Genomic DNA, 18,074 nt, shown 5'->3' with positions numbered 1-18,074 from the left:
CTGCAAGGCACCGTTTTTTATTCCTTTCTCTAAGAAAATTATCTCTTATTCCGTAATTTTCTTACCCAAAGCAATTTTTTTTTGTTACTTTATTGAACAGAAGACGCACAAGGAAACGTTTGTCCTCCTACAAAACTATCAATTATCCCCTTTTTAATAGTTTTGCCCAATGTGCGCCACATTAGCCCACCTTTCCATTTTAAGGACGAGAAAAAATGGCCAAAGTTTCACTGGAAAAAGAAAAGATTAAGATCCTCTTGTTAGAGGGACTCCACCCTTCTTCAGTTGAAGTTCTTCAAGCAGCTGGTTATACCAACATTGAGTACCATAAAGGTTCCCTTCCGGAAGAAGAATTGATTGAAGCGGTTAAAGACGTGCACTTCATCGGTATTCGCTCCCGTACGAACCTATCCGAAGAGGTAATCAATGCGGCGAATAAACTGGTTGCAATTGGCTGTTTTTGTATCGGTACTAACCAAGTAAACCTAGACGCAGCAGCAAAACGCGGCATTCCAGTGTTTAATGCACCGTTCTCTAACACACGCAGTGTGGCGGAGCTGGTACTTGGTCAAATCCTACTACTTCTGCGTGGCATTCCTGAAAAGAATGCGCTTGCACATCGCGGTATTTGGAAGAAAAGTGCTGACAACTCTTACGAAGCACGTGGCAAACGTCTTGGCATTATCGGATACGGCCACATTGGTACGCAGCTAGGTATTATTGCCGAAAACTTAGGTATGCGCGTTTACTACTACGACATCGAGAACAAATTGTCCCTTGGTAATGCGACGCAAGTACATACCATGAGTGAACTACTAAACAAGTGTGACGTAATTTCTCTGCACGTTCCTGAAACGCCAGAAACAAAAAATATGATGGGTGAAGCTGAGTTTGCTCGCATGAAGCCAGGCTCAATCTTTATTAATGCAGCACGCGGCACTGTCGTGGATATTCCAGCACTTTGCCATAGTTTAGAAGCGGGTCACATTGCGGGCGCTGCGATTGATGTATTCCCAACAGAACCAAAAACGAATGCCGACCCGTTCGAATCTCCTTTGCAGAAGTTCGATAATGTCATCCTCACTCCACACGTTGGTGGTTCAACGCAAGAAGCACAAGAGAACATCGGTGTTGAGGTCGCAGGAAAACTGGCGAAGTACTCTGACAACGGCTCTACGCTTTCAAGCGTAAACTTCCCAGAGGTGTCACTGCCAGAGCACGGTGGTGAATGCTCTCGCTTGCTTCACATCCATAAAAACCGTCCTGGTATTCTTACTCAGATCAACACCATCTTCGCGGAAGACGGCATTAACATTGCCGCACAGTACCTACAAACAGCCGCTGAAATCGGCTACGTAGTGATCGATGTTGAAACCGAGCGCTCAGAAGAAGCGCTAGCGAAACTGAAAAGTATTGAAGGCACTATCCGTGCTCGTATCCTTCACTAATTTGTGAAGCAGAAATAACAAAGGCAGGGAGTACCCTGCCTTTTCTTTTTGCACCCAGTATTACTTCAGCTTGTAAATCACGTCAACTTGATCGCGAATAATCATGGTAGAATCCTGGTAGCTGTTTGCCCCTTCTTTACTGTCCATCGCCATCGAGCGCATTAGAATTGGCTGAACGTGCATCTGTCTGTAATTGATCTGCCAGACATCACCCAATTTTTTCTCAAAGCCAGTAGCCAGTGACGCTGCTTTTTCTCGCGCATCTTGGATAGCCGCCATGCGTGCCTTTTGCTGATACTCAGCCTGGTTGCTTACCTTAAGTTGAATATTATCAACCTGATTAATCCCTGCTTCTAACGCCATATCTAGGTACTGGTTTAGGTTTTTTAGATCCGTAACCGTCACATCAATGCTACGAGAAGCGCGATAACCAACGAGCTCTGCTTTACCAGATTTAGGGTAGTGGTATTGAGGCGCAAGGTATAAATTCGAGCTGGTAACATTGTCTTTTGATAAGCCAGCATCGGACAGATTTTTCAGAAATTGCTCAACGGTTTTGTCAACTGACTGCTTGGCCTGTTCAGCAGTCATTGTCGTGTCTACCACTTTCACAGAAAACGTCGCCATATCTGGTGTAGCAATAACTTCACCATAACCTGTCGTCGTTACGTGAGCAAATTCAGGCGAGTTCGCCAACACTGAAGCACTAGTAAGGCTGAGTGCAGAAGCCAGCAAAAATGAATACAGTCTCATTCAATAAATCCATCCATACAAAAATAAAGTACTTACTCTCAGCAGAAAGGCTCAAGATTCAGACAAAACTATCACTACTGAGAAAGTGTATGGTTTCATAATAGAAACTTCTGTCGATTATCCAAGCACTCAGAATGACTTCTAACACAACTTTGACTATGTAACATTGGCGTAATTTTTCAACGAAACACTCTGTCGGCAATGAACCCATCGATGCGACAATGAACTTATTGAGGTAAGTGTCGCTGAGCATACCCGACTATCGCGTGTGAGATTTCTTGTAGAACCCCCGTTTCCAGTTGCCAATGATGCCAATAAATCCGATGGGACATTAAAAAACCGGGAGTAACATCAACCAACGCGCCACGCTCTAGCTCGTCGGTAATTTGCAAACGAGGGATTAAGCAATAGGCTACACCAGCTAACGCCACTTTTAGAAACGCTTCAGAGCTGCTGATGTTATGGTGAATGACGCTATCAGGGCTGACATTGAAATGCTCGGTAAGAAAGGTTCTATGTAGGTCATCATATTGATCATACGAAACGGCCGGCGCCTTGGCCAAAGTCTGGTTATTAACGCCTTGAGCAAAGTAACGCTGATAAAACTCCGGGCTCGCGACACAAACGTAATCAACACGTCCCAAGTAATCCGCTCTACAGCCAGGTATCGGCTGGGATTCTAAGCTGATCGCCCCCGTCACTTCGCCACTTTTTAGCTTTTCGATGGAACGAGATTCACCATAGATAGTGAGTTTGAGTTCAACCTGACGCTGCTTCATGACATCTTGCAGTGCAGGCAGTAGCCAAGTAGCAAGGCTATCAGCATTGGTCGCCAAAGAGAGTTGTACAGGTCGAGTACTGGTATCATTCTTGAGTTCGGGTAGAATTTCATGCTCGAGTAAGCGCACTCGACGATAAAGGCCTAATAACTTTTTACCAATCGGCGTTGGCTTGGGTGGTTGACTACGAACCAAAACGGGTTGTGCGAGAAACTTCTCTAATTGTTTAATACGTTGAGAAATCGCTGATTGCGAGACAAATAAATGCTCAGCAGCACGCTCAAAGCTCCCCTGATAAACCACGGCATCTAATGCCTCAATCCATTTGTAGTCCAACCCTCTCATCCTACTCTTCCTCTCCTGATAAAACACCAACCCTTAAATTAGCTTGGCTAATATAATATTAAAATCATTAATTATACTTATTTAGATAAACTCTTTATCTTTCACTCTTCTGAGAATTTATTGGTTATTTTGAAGTGAGGTGAAGTGTGAGCTTGTGGGTTCTATTGCAAGGGTTTGGTTTAGGGGCATCAATGATCATTCCGATCGGCGCACAAAATGCGTATGTCTTAAATCAAGGCATAAAGCGCAATCATCACCTGACGACTGCCACTATTTGTAGCATCCTAGATATGATCTTCATTTCTCTAGGTATCTTTGGTGGTGGTGCGATTTTGTCTCAAAATGAAATCTTGCTAACATCGGTGACGCTTGGTGGTATTGCCTTCCTGAGCTTTTATGGATTACTGTCACTTAAGAGTGCGTTTAAGTCAGACAGTGAGTCAGAATCAAAAGGTGAAGTCGTCGCTCGTGGTCGTCGAACGGTCATATTAGGCGCGTTAGCCGTCACAGTACTTAACCCACACTTGTACTTAGATACAGTCGTTATTCTGGGCTCTATTGGTGGGCAGTTTGAAGGCCATGACCGAATTGCTTTTGCACTAGGTACGATGATGGCTTCCTTTGTTTGGTTCTATACCTTGTCGATAGGAGCCGCAAAACTAGGCCCTACCCTATCAAAGCCAAGAGTGAAAAAAGGCATCGACATCGCGGTCGCAGTAATGATGTTCACGATAGCGTATATTTTAGCTAGCGAACTTATTGAAAAGTACTGGTAATCAACAGGACAACATAGACATGGAGTCACTAAAGCGTATCTATGATATCAATAGAGAGCGACTCAACGCGCTCTCTATTCCTTTTCGGGAATGGCAGCATGAAGCCATCTTAGACTTTGACACGGATATAAGAATTGCGTCCGAGCTTGGATGGACAGGCACGCACACCAAAAGCCTCTTCTTAAAACTTAAAGGGCAAGGCTACGCAATTTATCTAACAGAAAAAGACTCTCGCCTCGATGCCAAACAAATAAAGGCCGTCACAGGTAAACGCCCCTCAATTTGTGACGACGATGAAATGGTCGAAGTGTTAGGTTGTTTGCCTGGAGCGGTATGTCCGATTGGCTTACCTGAATATGTCACGCTCATTGTTGATACAACCCTGTATCAACACGAAGAGTTGCTCTATACGCCAGGGTTGCCTGAATTCACCTTTGGCTTTGCCGGTAAACATCTAAAACGTCTATTGCTTGCCGGTAATCACATTCTTTATGAGATATAAAAAAGCGAGGCCAATTGGCCTCGCTTTCGAATATCTACCGCTTGTATTAAGCGTCGATTTTGTTCAGATGAACATCCATTTGTGGGAATGGAATTTCGATACCATTTTCATCCAATGCTTCTTTAATACCTTGCATTGCATCAAAGTATACGCCCCAGTAATCTGCAGTTTTCACCCATGGGCGAACCACAAAGTTTACTGAAGAGTCTGCCAGTGTAAGTACACCGATTGTGATATCAGGATCTTTCAAGATACGCGGATCTTTTTCTAGCGTCTCGCGAATTACTTTCTTCGTTAGTTTAAGATCCGCTTTGTATGACACACCAATCACTAAGTCGACACGTCGCGTTGCATGACGAGAGTAGTTAGTAATTGCACCACCGATTACTGACGAGTTAGGCACAACAACCATCTTGTTGTCTGGTGTTTTTAGAACAGTTTGGAAGATTTGAATTGCTTCAACACTACCCGCTACACCGCCAATTTCTACGTAGTCGCCAGATTTGAATGGACGGAACGCAACAATGAGTACACCAGCTGCAAAGTTTGATAGTGAACCTTGTAGCGCAAGACCAACAGCAAGACCTGCCGCACCGATTACAGCCACGACTGAAGCGGTTTGAACGCCTAATCGACCAAGAGCGGCGATAAGTACGATTACAAATAGCAAGTAACGAACAAGACCGTGAATAAATTCAACGACAGCCTTATCCATGTTTTTCTTTTCTAGTACTTTAGAAACACTACCAGCGACTGCTTTAACGATAATATTACCGATAAACAGAATAAGCAGCGCAGAGATAATGTTCACACCGTACTGAACCAGTAGATCTGAGTTGTTTGTCAGCCAAGTTTCAGCCTGAGTTAGACCATCCGTTAAAGTGGTATCGATACCCACCGATTCACCTGCCATAATTCTTATCCTCAAAAATAAAGATATATAAATCCAATTGCCGTTAATTTATGAACCTTGTTTTTTAAAGGCTCTTTTCTAAAACAACATCCCTATTGCCCCACTGAACAGTGTCAGATTTTTGGCACAATATCCCAACTTTGACTTTTTTCAAAGTCAGAGTTTCGCAAAGATATGCAAAACAAGACTTTATCAGAGTTTTCTGATATTGGCTTGTTACAGGTTACGCAATGCACTCTTATTTCGCCACTCCTATGACTGATATTCCTATGTTTTTATTTAAAAACGTTAAAGGGGGAACATCCCACCAGAAAATACAACCTGACGCATAAAGATATCAATAGGAAAACAGGGAAAGAAACATAGGGGCAAAATGATAGACATAAAAAAACCCGCTCAAAAAGCGGGTTTTTAAGTAACTTAATCAGTAACGATTATAGTACGTCAACTGCGTTTAGGTCAGCAAATGCTTGCTCTAGACGAGCTACCATTGAAGCTTGACCAGCACGTAGCCATACGCGTGGATCGTAGTACTTCTTGTTTGGTGCATCTTCACCAGTTGGGTTACCGATTTGACCTTGTAGGTAATCGTGGTTTTCAGCTTCGAACTTACGGATACCATCCCAAGTTGCCCACTGTGTATCAGTATCGATGTTCATTTTGATAACACCGTAACCGATAGACTCACGGATTTCTTCTAGAGAAGAACCTGAACCACCGTGGAATACGAAGTTTAGAGAGTTCGCTGGAAGACCGAATTTCTCAGAAACGTGCGCTTGAGAATCACGTAGGATAGTTGGAGTTAGAACAACGTTACCTGGCTTGTACACGCCGTGTACGTTACCGAAAGATGCTGCGATAGTGAAACGGTGGCTGATTGCGCTTAGTTTCTCGTATGCGTATGCAACGTCTTCTGGAGAAGTGTATAGCTCAGACGCATCCATATCAGAGTTGTCTACGCCGTCTTCTTCACCACCAGTACAACCTAGTTCGATTTCTAGAGTCATGTTCATTTTAGCCATGCGCTCTAGGTACTTAGCAGAAATCTCGATGTTCTCTTCTAGAGACTCTTCAGAAAGGTCGATCATGTGAGAAGAGAATAGTGGCTTACCAGTTTGCGCGAAGTACTCTTCACCAGCGTCTAGTAGACCGTCGATCCAAGGAAGTAGTTTCTTAGCAGCGTGGTCAGTGTGTAGGATTACTGGTACACCGTAAGCTTCAGCTACAGCGTGAACGTATTTCGCACCAGCAACAGCACCTAGGATTTGAGCTTCTTGACCTTCAAGTTTTAGACCTTTACCAGCAAAGAAAGCAGCGCCACCGTTAGAGAATTGAACGATAACTGGAGCTTTAACTTTTGCAGCTGCTTCAAGTACTGCGTTTACAGAGTCAGTACCCACACAGTTTACTGCTGGAAGTGCAAAGCTGTTTTCTTTTGCAACTTCAAATACTTTCTGAACGTCATCGCCAGAGATAACACCTGGTTTTACGAAGTCGAAGATCTTAGACATGGATGTAATCCTATTTATCTGTCGTTTTTAAACAAAACTTGTTAAGTTGAAAATCTTGCAAACGTTTGCTCACAACTGAGGCTATTCTAGCAGAGTTCCTCACACGTTGCAGCAAACAAGAAAGCGGGAGAATCACTCCCCCGCTTTGCTTTAATTACTTAGCGCGTGCTTCTAGCATTTCTACTGCTGGAAGAACTTTACCTTCTACGAACTCAAGGAAAGCGCCGCCACCTGTAGAGATGTAAGAAACGTCAGCTTTGATACCGAACTTGTCGATAGCTGCTAGCGTGTCACCACCACCTGCAACAGAGAAGCCTTCAGATGCTGCGATAGCTTCTGAGATACCTTTAGTACCTGCTTCGAAGTTCTTGAATTCGAATACGCCTACTGGACCGTTCCATAGGATAGTCTTCGCGTTCTTAAGGATTTCTGCTAGTTCAGCTGTTGAATCTGGGCCAAGGTCGAAGATCATGTCGTCGTCTTGTACTTCAGAAACGTGTTTAATTTCTGCTTCTGCGTTTTCGTCGAATGCTTTCGCACATGCAACGTCAGTTGCTACTGGAATTGCACACTCATCCATTAGCTTCTTAGCAGTGTCTACTAGATCCGCTTCGTATAGAGACTTACCAACGTTGTGGCCAGCAGCTGCGATAAATGTGTTAGCAATACCACCACCAACAACTAGTTGGTCAGCGATTTTAGATAGAGACTCAAGTACAGTTAGCTTAGTAGAAACTTTTGAACCACCTACGATAGCAACCATTGGACGAGCTGGGTTGTCCATTGCTTTACCTAGTGCTTCAAGCTCGTTTGCTAGAAGAGGGCCAGCACAAGCGATAGGTGCGTGCATACCAACACCATGAGTTGACGCTTGAGCGCGGTGAGCCGTACCGAATGCATCCATTACGAATACGTCACATAGTGCTGCGTATTTCTTAGATAGCTCTTCGTCGTTTTTCTTTTCACCTTTGTTAAAGCGAACGTTTTCTAGAACAACAAGTTCACCAGCGTTTAGCTCTAGGCCATCTAGGTAGTCTTTTGCTAGCTTAACTTCACAATCTAGTGCGTCGTTTAGGTAGTTAACAACTGGTTGTAGAGAGAACTCTTCAGCGTATTCACCTTCAGTTGGGCGACCTAGGTGAGACGTAACCATTACTTTAGCGCCTGCTTCTAGGCAGTGCTTAATAGTTGGAAGAGATGCGATGATACGTGCATCTGAAGTTACTTTACCGTCTTTTACTGGCACGTTTAGGTCAGCACGGATAAATACACGTTTACCTGCAAGATCCAGGTCAGTCATCTTGATTACAGACATGATGTGTCCTCTCAAATATTGATAATTAAAGTTTTTGAAAACTCGGCAACCCTGCCAAGCCTGTTAATTCTTCAAACTGGTTATAGATGATATGGAGATATCATGGATTTATTTCAAGGCTTGAAATAAAAATTCTCCATCACTTCTTCGTCATTACTGCTCCACTTGAGAAGAAGCTTGCATTGCTAAGGCAGTATCCAGCATCCGGTTAGCAAAGCCCCATTCGTTGTCGCACCAAACGAGCATTTTTACTAGTTGCCCGTTACTCACTCTAGTCTGGCTTCCATCTACAATCGCACTATGGGGGTCGTGGTTAAAGTCGATGGAAACGAGTGGCGATTCAGTATAGTCAACAATGTTACGTAATGTACACTGAGATGCGTTAACAATGGTTTGATTTACGTCATTAACTTTCACATTTGTATTAATTGTGACACTTAAATCCATTGCGGTGACGTTAACGGTTGGGACACGAACAGAAATTGCTTCGAATTTGTTGGAAAATTTCGGGAAGATTCTTTCAATCCCCTTATGCAACTTGGTGTCAACCGGAATAATAGATTGGCTAGCAGCGCGGGTACGGCGTAGATCGTTATGGTACGCATCGATTACTTGCTGATCGTTCATGGAAGAGTGAATCGTGGTAATGGTACCGGACTCAATACCGAAGGCTTCGTCTAACACTTTAATGATGGGAACGATACAGTTGGTAGTACAAGAGCCATTGGAGACAACACGGTGCTCGTCTTTCAGAGTTTCGTGGTTCACACCATAGATAATCGTATTATCTATGTCGTTTGCGCCCGGGTGTGAAAACAGCACTTTCTTCGCGCCAGCTTCTATATGCGCTTGCCCATCGGCTTGTGAACCAAACACGCCAGTGCAATCCAAGACAATATCGACTTCTAAATCGCGCCAAGGAAGTAGTTCGAGTTCAGAGAGGTGAAGAATGCGAATAGAGTCATATTCGCCGCTGTCATGATGAACATGCAAGTGTTCTTGGTCGTGGGAGATTTTTTTACCGAAGCGACCATGACTAGTGTCATATTGCAGTAGGTGCGCCATCGCTTCTGGCTGCGCTAATTCGTTAACCGCCACAACCTTGATCTGCCGATGTTTTCCGCTTTCATATACGGCTCGCAGAACATTACGACCTATACGTCCAAATCCATTGATCGCAACCTTTAGCATTTATCCTTCGCCCTACCAAAAATTTCGTGTCACAGATACTACCTGATCAGGCTGAAAAACGCACCTGTTGAATCATAGTAAAGCAGGATTAAAAAAGGCCGAGACAATGCTCGGCCTTATTACAACAATAATTAAAATGCGACGTCTAAACCTAACCAGTAGCGACGACCATCTTCGACATATCCGTATTCTTCGTAACTGATTTCCTCATCCAGCAAGTTATAGATCGCACCTTTAATACGAGTATTATCGGTTAACTGGTATGTCACACCAGCGTCAACAAAAGTATAAGCAGGCTCTACGATACTGTTTCTTGATGGGCCAGTAACCGGATCCATTTCTTTACCTCGGTAAGTGACTTTAGCCCAGCTTTCTAGATCTGTTGTTGTTTGCCAAGTTACATCCACATTGAACAGATGCTTTGGTAACTGCTGCAGCGGCATGCCTTTGTATTCACCTGTTTTTTGCTCTGAGTCGGTAAATGTGTAGCTCGAACTGAGGTAAATGGTTTCCGTTAATGGCGATGCTAAGGTCGCTTCAATACCTTGTGTGACCGCTTCGTCCACGTTAATGCGGTACGTTGGATCTGCACCCCATTGGTTTGGTCCATCTGTACAGATGGTATCTGGACAAACAACACGTGTGATCTTGTCTTTGAACTCATTATGGAACGCAGTCAAAGAGACATCTAAACCAGAGTCACCTTGATACAAGACACTGATTTCTTTGTTTAGCGACGTTTCAGGATCAAGGTCTGGGTTACCGTAGATATTACCGCCGCCACTGACTTGCGCCCAACCAGGAGTAATTTCACGTAATTGCGGAGAACGGAAACCTGTTGCCACACCGCCTTTCACAGTCCAAGACGGGTCAACTCGCCATACACCATAGACACGCGGACTAAAGTGCGCGCCATAGTTTTCGTCATGATCTAGACGACCACCAAGCGTAACGCTAAACGGATCGGCGATTCTCCATTCATCTTCAATGAAAACAGCCCACTGCGTATTCGATGTTTCGGTCTTCGATGACGCTTTGTTGGAGGTGAAATCCTCAAGCTCTGCATGAGTGGCGTCCACACCAGTCGTCAGCGTATGGTTTCCAATTCCAGTCACTAAGCTCGACTTGAATGTGGTGTTGGTGATCGTCATCTCACGAGATTTGTTTTCGCTCTCTTCACGTTGTAAGTAAGTATCTGAGATGCCAACCGAGTCCCAGTCGCCATTGTGACTTAGCGTTACATAATTACGACGATATTCGTTGAGTGAATCCTCACAACCTCTTCGGCAACCCGTCGTTGGTACGGAAAGGCCAACGTTACCGCGACGACTTTGTGCCGATGTGCCACCCTCTAGCTGCACAGAATGGCGGTCATTAATCTGGTAGGTCAGTTTTGAAGAGATACTTTGCATATCTTTATCTTCATAACCGTATTCAATATCGTCTTCTTCTCTTGCGGTATACTGACCGTATACTTGGAGAGATAGATTTTCGGCTAGCGGCCCATTGACGAAGAAATTCGCGCTCTGCTCTCCGCCCGAGCGACTGTTTTCTTGCAGAACCGTGTCTAGCTGAACATTACCTGTCCACTCCATCGCGTCTTTTCGCGTGATCACGTTAATTACACCACCAATCGCATCAGAGCCATAAAGCGTCGACATTGGACCACGGATAACTTCAATTCGCTCAATCGCTTGAAGAGGAGGCAACCAACCTTGTTCGATACCAGGGCCGTCACTATTTGGACGAGTTTCACGTGTGCTTTGACGTTTACCATCGACCAGTATCAAAGTGTATTTGGAGCCCATACCACGGATACTGATGTCGGTAGTGTCACCACCGCCTGTCACGACAACACCAGGCACACTTTTTAGTGCATCAGTCACATCGCGGTAATAACGAGAGTCCAACTCCTCACGCGAAATCACACTAATACTTGCAGGCGCGTCCGCTTGAGATTGCTCATAACTTGATGCAGTTACAACCACTGTTTCCATTTTAGAAACTGCATCATTGGCAAACACATGAGGGACACTGACGAAGGCTAAAATACCAGTTGCAGTAATAACTGGCAGTCTAAGAGTAGACATCTATATCTCCATAATTGATAATGATTATTATTTTCGAAAGTGAATTATTCACAAATAGAATGAGATGCATAGTGAGAGTTATGGAACGGTTCTTCCCATTTATGGAACCCGTGCATAACGCAGTAAGGAGTAAATGAAATATGCACGACTTAGCATCAATTCGAGCCTTTGATGCGCTCAATCAGCATAAGAGTTTGACCGCCGCTGCCAAGGCCCTTAACCAGCCTAAATCAACGCTGAGTCGTCGCTTGGCACAATTAGAAGAAGATTTCGGTCAGGCTCTAACCGCAAGACAAGGTAACCGATTAGTTCTGACAAGAGCGGGAGAAATTTTTGCCCACTACAGTCGCCAGATTCTTGAGCTAAGTGAAGAGAGTTATGACGCGCTTCAAGGTTTAACAAACCAAGTTTCAGGGCCGCTACATATTGTTTGTCACACAGCATTAGTTAGAAGTTGGCTAGGTGGTGTGCTCAACGGTTTTCTTGCCGATAATCCTGACGTTAGGGTCCAACTTACCAGTGACTTTTCTGAAGCGCACCATGACCCAGATTTGTTCATCTGGCTCGGTGAGCGTAAAGATCTCGATTGGCGCAAAGAGGTATTAGGCTCATTTCGTTACACGCCCTTTGCCTCTCCAGCTTATCTTGATAAGCACGGTTCGATCCTGCACCCCAAAGAGCTTGAAGCGCATCCGTGGATCGATTTTGGCTCGGTACAAGAAAATGGATTGATGCTCACACACCCCCAACACGGTGAGTTCTTTTTAGAACCATTTGTGAGTCGCTTATACAGCGACAACATCGCAATGCAGATCGACAGCATCGCGAATGGTCATGGTATAGGACTGCTGCCAACTTGGACAGCAAGCGGCTACGAGAAACATCATCCGGGTCGAATCACACCTTGCTTAGAAGGTTGGCTTTCAGAGCCCATCTCCATTAACTGCTATACGCCTGCAGGAAGACCGCCATTACGCTTATCCGTACTTTTAGACTGTATTCACCAAAGCATTCCACAAAGTTGGAAAACCTGACAAAAAACAAAAAAGGCCATCGCAATGATGGCCTTTCCAACTTTATTATCTAACAGTCGTCCTTTACGTTCGACTATTGAGACAATCTAGCAATTACGCTAGCAATTCTTTTGCTGTGTTCACTACGTTTTCAGTCGTGAAGCCAAACATCTCGAATAGCTGACCAGCAGGTGCAGATTCACCAAATGTCGTCATGCCGATGATGCGACCATCGAAACCAACGTACTTGTACCAGAAGTCTGCGATGCCCGCTTCGATAGCGATGCGTGCTGTTACGTCTGATGGCAATACTGCTTCACGGTAAGCGGCGTCTTGTTTGTCGAATGCATCCGTTGATGGCATTGAAACAACGCGTACTTTCTTACCTTCTGCCGTTAGTTGAGTCGCAGCTTCTACTGCTAGCTCAACTTCAGAACCTGTTGCGATAAGGATTAGCTCTGGCTTGCCTTCGCAATCTTTCAGGATGTATGCACCTTTCGCGATGTTCGCTACTTGCTCAGCTGTACGATCTTGTTGCGCTAAGTTTTGACGAGAGAAGATAAGTGCTGTTGGTGCATCTTTACGTTCAATCGCTAGTTTCCATGCTACGGCAGACTCAACCTGGTCACATGGACGCCATGTGCTCATGTTTGGCGTTACGCGTAGAGATGCCATTTGCTCAACAGGTTGGTGAGTTGGGCCATCTTCGCCAAGACCGATCGAATCGTGCGTGTACACTTGGATGTTCTGAATTTTCATCAGCGCAGCCATACGCATTGCGTTACGCGCGTATTCCATAAACATTAGGAATGTCGCACCGTAAGGAACGAAACCACCGTGCAATGCAATACCGTTGATGATAGCAGTCATACCGAATTCACGTACACCGTAGTGAATGTAGTTGCCAGAGAAGTCATCCGTTTCTAGAGACTTAGAACCAGACCACATGGTCAGGTTAGAAGGCGCTAGGTCAGCGGAGCCACCCATGAATTCAGGAAGCATTTGACCAAACGCTTCTAGTGCATTTTGCGATGCTTTACGTGATGCAATGTTCGCTGGATTTGCTTGAAGATCAGCAATGATTTGGTTCGCTTTTTCTTCCCATTCCGCTGGAAGTTCGCCGTTTAGACGACGTTTAAGCTCTGCTGCTTCTGCAGGGTAAGCTGCTGCGTATGCTTCGAACTTTTCATTCCAAGCCGCTTCTTTCGCTGCACCTGCTTCTTTTGCATCCCACTCAGCGTAAACATCTGCAGGGATTTCAAATGGACCGTACTCCCAACCTAGGTATTCGCGAGCCGCTTGAATCTCATCGTGACCTAATGGTGCACCGTGACAGTCGTGTGAGCCAGACTTGTTAGGAGAACCGAAACCGATAATTGTTTTAGTACAGATTAGAGTCGGACGAGGATCCGCTTTAGCCGCTTCAATCGCTGCGTTGATTGCTTCAGGATCGTGACCATCTACCGCTGGGATTACGTGCCAGCCGTAAGCTTCAAAACGCTTAGGTGTATCGTCAGAGAACCAACCTTCAACGTGACCGTCGATAGAAATGCCGTTGTCATCCCAGAACGCAATCAGTTTGCCTAGACCTAGCGTACCTGCTAGAGAGCATGCTTCGTGCGAGATGCCTTCCATTAGACAGCCGTCACCCATGAACACATACGTAAAGTGGTCAACGATGTCGTGACCTTCTTTGTTGAACTGTGCCGCTAGTGCTTTCTCTGCGATAGCCATACCAACAGCATTAGTGATGCCTTGGCCAAGAGGACCCGTTGTTGTCTCGATACCAGGCGCGTAGCCGTACTCTGGGTGACCTGGGGTTTTTGAGTGCAATTGACGGAAGTTTTTCAGATCGTCAATAGATAGCTCATAACCGCTTAAGTGCAGTAGAGAGTAAATAAGCATTGAGCCGTGACCGTTTGACAGCACGAAGCGGTCACGGTCGGCCCACTCTGGGTTTGATGGGTTGTGGTTTAGGTGAGAGCGCCAAAGAACTTCAGCGATATCAGCCATACCCATTGGTGCGCCTGGGTGGCCTGAGTTAGCTTGTTGAACACCATCCATGCTTAGAGCACGAATTGCATTGGCAAGATGTTTACGAGACGACATGTCTGCTCCTGAGTACATTAAGCGAAACGAAAAGTAGGTCATAATTCTCTCAAAGCCCTGTTGGGTGTGCAAACGTTTTCCAGTCCAAAACCTCACAAATATTGCACCTTTCACGCCAAATCGTTCGAAGTTCTTAAAATTATCAATAAATCAGGCAAACGTTTGGTTATAACAAAAACCAAAAAAGAGCTTGTAATTCGAGCAATCAAATTTAGAATAGACGTCTAGATGTAGATACACCTACAAAAATTAGTATTAATTTGCGCTGGAGAGTTTATCATTCCCCAGTTTTAAACCAGATATAGTGGAGCTAACATGGCTAAGCACCTGTTTACTTCTGAGTCAGTATCAGAAGGTCATCCAGATAAAATTGCAGACCAGATTTCTGATGCGGTTCTTGACGCGATTCTAGAGCAAGATCCAAAGGCTCGTGTTGCATGTGAGACTTACGTTAAAACCGGTATGGTAATGGTGGGTGGTGAAATCACGACTTCAGCATGGGTAGACATCGAAGAGTTAACTCGTGAAACCGTTCGTGAAATCGGCTACGTACATTCAGATATGGGCTTTGACGCAGATTCTTGTGCGGTACTAAACACAATCGGTAAACAGTCGCCAGATATCAACCAAGGTGTTGATAAAGCTGACCCTAAAGAACAAGGTGCAGGCGACCAAGGCATCATGTTTGGTTACGCTTGTAACGAAACTGAAGTACTAATGCCAGCGCCAATTACTTACTCTCACCGTCTTGTTCAAAAGCAAGCAGAAGTTCGTAAAAACGGCACACTACCTTGGTTGCGCCCTGATGCAAAATCTCAGGTAACATTCCAATACGATCAAGGTAACATCGTTGGTATCGACGCGGTTGTTCTTTCAACTCAACACTGTGATTCAATCTCAACTTCAGACCTGCGTGAAGCGGTAATGGAAGAGATCATTAAACCAGTGCTACCTTCTGAGTGGATCAACAAAGAAACAAACTTCTTCATCAACCCAACTGGTCGCTTTGTAATCGGTGGTCCTATGGGTGACTGTGGTCTAACAGGTCGTAAGATCATCGTAGATACTTACGGCGGCGCAGCTCGTCACGGTGGCGGTGCGTTCTCTGGTAAAGATCCATCAAAAGTTGACCGTAGTGCAGCATACGCAGCACGTTACGTAGCGAAAAACATCGTAGCGGCTGGCATGGCTGACCGTTGTGAGATCCAACTTTCTTACGCAATCGGTGTTGCTGATCCAACGTCTATCATGGTGGAAACGTTCGGTACTGAGAAAGTATCTCACGACATCATCATTGAAGCGGTTCGTCAATTCTTCGACCTACGTCCATACGGTCTACAAGAAATGCTTAACCTTCTTCAACCTATCTACAAGAAGACAGCCGCTTACGGTCACTTCGGTCGTGAAGAATTCCCGTGGGAAGCGACAGACAAAGCTGCACTTCTACGTGATTTCGCTGGCATCAAATAATCAAGCCAAGCAAGAATCAATCAAGCCCTCGCCTATGGCGGGGGCTTTTTATTTTCAGCAACTTTTATCCAGCCATTTCGACTAATACCGCCCCGCCTCACGAAGTAGTCGTGTTTTTCCCTCACTTTTATACCGAATAAATTTTCAGCAATTATTTGTAAATTATCCCATCTCCGCCAATAGTTAAAATATTGTTAATTCCAATTTAAATAGAGACGTCGGATGCTGGCGATGTGGCAGCAACACTTAATAAAGACACGAGTCAGGCATCTTTATGGCCGATACCAAACTAAGCCAATGCTCAGATGTAAACTTGAAAAAGTCGCTTCAAGTTTGACTGAACAAAAACCGCTGTCAGTTGGTATAAGCGGATAATGTGGGAATAAATCAAGGAGGAGTTATGCCTCGAACTGTTAATCCATCGGACTTCCACAACAAGCGAAAGGAAGTGCCAGATAAAGAATACGCCAGAACCATACCGTGTAATACGGTCAATCTTTCTGCACCTTTTCATTGGCTCGCATTAGGTCTGCATGATTTCGTGCGAATGCCCCTCATCAGTGCTTTCTATGGCATCTGTTTTATGGCGGCTGCGATAGGCATTGTTTTGCTCGTACAGTGGCAAGGCACACACTTGGTCGTCATGCCCAGTTTGATTGTTTACATGTTAATCGGTCCATTTCTCGCGCTCGGCTTGTATGATGCCAGTTGGGAGAGAGAGCGCGGACACAAAGCTAGCTTGTTCCATTCCATGAAAGCGATCGGTCGTAACTCAACATCTCAATGGGCATTCGCCGTGTTACTCGCAGTGTGTATGATATTTTGGATGCGCATTGCCGCTCTACTTCATGCGCTTTACCCTTCTGTTCAAGGGGCATCTTTAAGTGAGTTCCTACCCTTCCTTGTGATAGGATCTTTAGTTGGCTTTGTTTTGGCTTGTGTGGTGTTTAGCATTTCAGCCTTTTCTATTCCGCTTATGATGGAGCGTCGCGTAGACATGATGACCGCTGTATTTACCAGCTTTAATGCGGTGAAATTCAACATTCCAGCGATGATTGTTTGGGCAGCGATCATCTGCGGCGGTATTCTTATCGGCTTTGCAACGTACGGGATCGGAATGTTGTTTACCATGCCAATTCTAGGCTACGGTACATGGCACGCTTACCATGCCACCATCAAGAAAAAATACACTCCGTAATTAACTGATGCTATGATCTGGCCCTCGCGAATGCGGGGGCTTTTTTATTTGATTTATCGAGGTGAGTTGTGGATATAGAACTAAGCTATAAAGCCAAGCAAGTGATGGCGGATTGCATCGCGATGGCAGAGCAAGCTTTCAAACGTTCTTTCCCTATTCCAACGGTCACCTTCAACGTCCGCGGGAAAGCGGCAGGAAAAGCCTACCTTCAATTAAATCAAGTTCGCCTAAATCCCGTTTTATTTCGCGAAAACACCCAAGCATTCTTAGATGAAGTCATTCCTCATGAGGTAGCACACCTAATTACCTATCAGGTTTACGGACGAGTTAGACCTCACGGCAAAGAATGGCAAGGTGTCATGGAAGCCGTATTTAAAGTGCCAGCCAAAACCACTCACAGCTTTGAAGTAAAATCCGTTCAAGGTAAAACCTTTGAGTATCGTTGTGGTTGTATGACCTACCCTCTATCGATTCGCCGTCATAATAAAGTGCTGCGCAAAGAGGCAACGTACTCTTGTCAAAAATGCCGCCAACCACTTAACTTCACGGGCGTTCAATTATCGTAATCTATATCTCATAGTGTTACTTGCGTTCCCAAAATAAAGATCGAGTTTATCAAAACCTTCCCCTCGCCACTTATTGTTAACTTACTCATCACTAA

The 18,074-nt window shown here is 44.9% G+C and carries 15 protein-coding genes; 7 read left to right on the top strand and 8 right to left on the bottom strand.

Features of this window, described 5'->3' with window-relative positions:
• Positions 1-215: 215 nt before the first annotated feature.
• Complete coding sequence (serA, locus tag NL643_RS18970; protein ID WP_005393937.1) at positions 216-1,448, top strand: phosphoglycerate dehydrogenase; 1,233 nt, start codon at positions 216-218, stop codon at positions 1,446-1,448.
• Between the two features lie 60 nt (positions 1,449-1,508).
• On the opposite strand, the gene NL643_RS18965 is transcribed toward serA, so the two are convergent.
• On the bottom strand, positions 1,509-2,201 hold the full coding sequence (locus tag NL643_RS18965; protein WP_253644979.1) for an oxidative stress defense protein: 693 nt from the start codon (positions 2,199-2,201) through the stop codon (positions 1,509-1,511).
• 227 nt (positions 2,202-2,428) lie between these two features.
• The gene (locus NL643_RS18960; RefSeq protein WP_182037135.1) at positions 2,429-3,325 is read right to left on the bottom strand and encodes a LysR family transcriptional regulator ArgP; all 897 of its coding nucleotides are present in this window, start codon (positions 3,323-3,325) and stop codon (positions 2,429-2,431) included.
• Positions 3,326-3,471: 146 nt separating this feature from the next.
• Here NL643_RS18960 and NL643_RS18955 point away from each other — a divergent pair, with 146 nt between their 5' ends.
• Positions 3,472-4,101 carry a LysE/ArgO family amino acid transporter gene (locus NL643_RS18955; RefSeq protein ID WP_012841398.1) on the top strand — a complete coding sequence of 210 codons (630 nt, stop codon included), beginning with the start codon at positions 3,472-3,474 and terminating at the stop codon, positions 4,099-4,101.
• 19 nt (positions 4,102-4,120) lie between these two features.
• On the top strand, positions 4,121-4,603 hold the full coding sequence (locus NL643_RS18950; protein WP_074191803.1) for a YbaK/EbsC family protein: 483 nt from the start codon (positions 4,121-4,123) through the stop codon (positions 4,601-4,603).
• Between the two features lie 46 nt (positions 4,604-4,649).
• Here NL643_RS18950 and mscS read toward each other — a convergent pair whose 3' ends face one another.
• The 5 genes from mscS to NL643_RS18925 form a co-directional block, all read right to left on the bottom strand.
• Positions 4,650-5,516 (bottom strand): small-conductance mechanosensitive channel MscS, encoded by an 867-nt coding sequence (gene mscS / locus NL643_RS18945; protein WP_005393946.1) that lies wholly within the window; start codon positions 5,514-5,516, stop codon positions 4,650-4,652.
• 434 nt (positions 5,517-5,950) lie between these two features.
• Positions 5,951-7,027: a class II fructose-bisphosphate aldolase gene (fbaA, locus tag NL643_RS18940; protein WP_005393947.1), complete on the bottom strand. Its 1,077-nt coding sequence runs from the start codon at positions 7,025-7,027 to the stop codon at positions 5,951-5,953.
• Between the two features lie 154 nt (positions 7,028-7,181).
• The gene (locus NL643_RS18935; RefSeq protein WP_005393948.1) at positions 7,182-8,342 is read right to left on the bottom strand and encodes a phosphoglycerate kinase; all 1,161 of its coding nucleotides are present in this window, start codon (positions 8,340-8,342) and stop codon (positions 7,182-7,184) included.
• Positions 8,343-8,495: 153 nt separating this feature from the next.
• Positions 8,496-9,533 carry an erythrose-4-phosphate dehydrogenase gene (gene epd, locus NL643_RS18930; protein WP_253644978.1) on the bottom strand — a complete coding sequence of 346 codons (1,038 nt, stop codon included), beginning with the start codon at positions 9,531-9,533 and terminating at the stop codon, positions 8,496-8,498.
• 131 nt (positions 9,534-9,664) lie between these two features.
• A complete protein-coding gene (locus tag NL643_RS18925) occupies positions 9,665-11,623 on the bottom strand; it encodes a ligand-gated channel protein (protein ID WP_253644977.1) in 1,959 nt (652 codons plus the stop codon).
• A gap of 140 nt (positions 11,624-11,763) precedes the next feature.
• On the opposite strand from NL643_RS18925, the gene NL643_RS18920 reads away from it, so the two are divergent.
• Positions 11,764-12,657, top strand: a complete 894-nt coding sequence (locus NL643_RS18920; RefSeq protein ID WP_225462181.1) for a LysR family transcriptional regulator — start codon at positions 11,764-11,766, stop codon at positions 12,655-12,657.
• A 93-nt stretch (positions 12,658-12,750) separates the two neighbouring features.
• On the opposite strand, the gene tkt is transcribed toward NL643_RS18920, so the two are convergent.
• Positions 12,751-14,745, bottom strand: a complete 1,995-nt coding sequence (gene tkt, locus NL643_RS18915) for a transketolase (RefSeq protein WP_005393956.1) — start codon at positions 14,743-14,745, stop codon at positions 12,751-12,753.
• A gap of 315 nt (positions 14,746-15,060) precedes the next feature.
• Between tkt and metK the strand changes: the two genes are divergently transcribed.
• The 3 genes from metK (at position 15,061) to NL643_RS18900 (ending at position 17,979) form a co-directional block, all read left to right on the top strand.
• A complete protein-coding gene (gene metK, locus NL643_RS18910) occupies positions 15,061-16,215 on the top strand; it encodes a methionine adenosyltransferase (protein ID WP_005381027.1) in 1,155 nt (384 codons plus the stop codon).
• A gap of 400 nt (positions 16,216-16,615) precedes the next feature.
• On the top strand, positions 16,616-17,413 hold the full coding sequence (locus NL643_RS18905) for a DUF2189 domain-containing protein (RefSeq protein ID WP_253644976.1): 798 nt from the start codon (positions 16,616-16,618) through the stop codon (positions 17,411-17,413).
• Positions 17,414-17,481: 68 nt separating this feature from the next.
• Positions 17,482-17,979 (top strand): SprT family zinc-dependent metalloprotease, encoded by a 498-nt coding sequence (locus NL643_RS18900; RefSeq protein WP_012841396.1) that lies wholly within the window; start codon positions 17,482-17,484, stop codon positions 17,977-17,979.
• The last annotated feature ends 95 nt before the right edge of the window (positions 17,980-18,074 follow it).

The organism is Vibrio sp. Y42_MX_L11, assembly GCF_024181785.1.
In the GTDB taxonomy this organism is placed as follows: Bacteria; Pseudomonadota; Gammaproteobacteria; order Enterobacterales; family Vibrionaceae; genus Vibrio; species Vibrio diabolicus.
The sequence above is the reverse complement of the archived record's forward strand: the minus strand, read 5'-3'. Positions and strand labels throughout refer to the sequence as shown.

Bases quoted from the DNA above. Each gene is read 5' to 3' on its own strand.
- serA (WP_005393937.1), top strand. From the start codon at position 216: ATGGCCAAAGTTTCACTGGAAAAAGAAAAGATTAAGATCCTCTTGTTA.
- NL643_RS18960 (WP_182037135.1), bottom strand. From the start codon at position 3,325: ATGAGAGGGTTGGACTACAAATGGATTGAGGCATTAGATGCCGTGGTT.
- epd (WP_253644978.1), bottom strand. From the start codon at position 9,533: ATGCTAAAGGTTGCGATCAATGGATTTGGACGTATAGGTCGTAATGTT.
- NL643_RS18925 (WP_253644977.1), bottom strand. From the start codon at position 11,623: ATGTCTACTCTTAGACTGCCAGTTATTACTGCAACTGGTATTTTAGCC.
- NL643_RS18965 (WP_253644979.1), bottom strand. From the start codon at position 2,201: ATGAGACTGTATTCATTTTTGCTGGCTTCTGCACTCAGCCTTACTAGT.
- metK (WP_005381027.1), top strand. From the start codon at position 15,061: ATGGCTAAGCACCTGTTTACTTCTGAGTCAGTATCAGAAGGTCATCCA.
- fbaA (WP_005393947.1), bottom strand. From the start codon at position 7,027: ATGTCTAAGATCTTCGACTTCGTAAAACCAGGTGTTATCTCTGGCGAT.
- NL643_RS18950 (WP_074191803.1), top strand. From the start codon at position 4,121: ATGGAGTCACTAAAGCGTATCTATGATATCAATAGAGAGCGACTCAAC.
- tkt (WP_005393956.1), bottom strand. From the start codon at position 14,745: ATGTCGTCTCGTAAACATCTTGCCAATGCAATTCGTGCTCTAAGCATG.
- NL643_RS18905 (WP_253644976.1), top strand. From the start codon at position 16,616: ATGCCTCGAACTGTTAATCCATCGGACTTCCACAACAAGCGAAAGGAA.
- NL643_RS18935 (WP_005393948.1), bottom strand. From the start codon at position 8,342: ATGTCTGTAATCAAGATGACTGACCTGGATCTTGCAGGTAAACGTGTA.
- mscS (WP_005393946.1), bottom strand. From the start codon at position 5,516: ATGGCAGGTGAATCGGTGGGTATCGATACCACTTTAACGGATGGTCTA.
- NL643_RS18920 (WP_225462181.1), top strand. From the start codon at position 11,764: ATGCACGACTTAGCATCAATTCGAGCCTTTGATGCGCTCAATCAGCAT.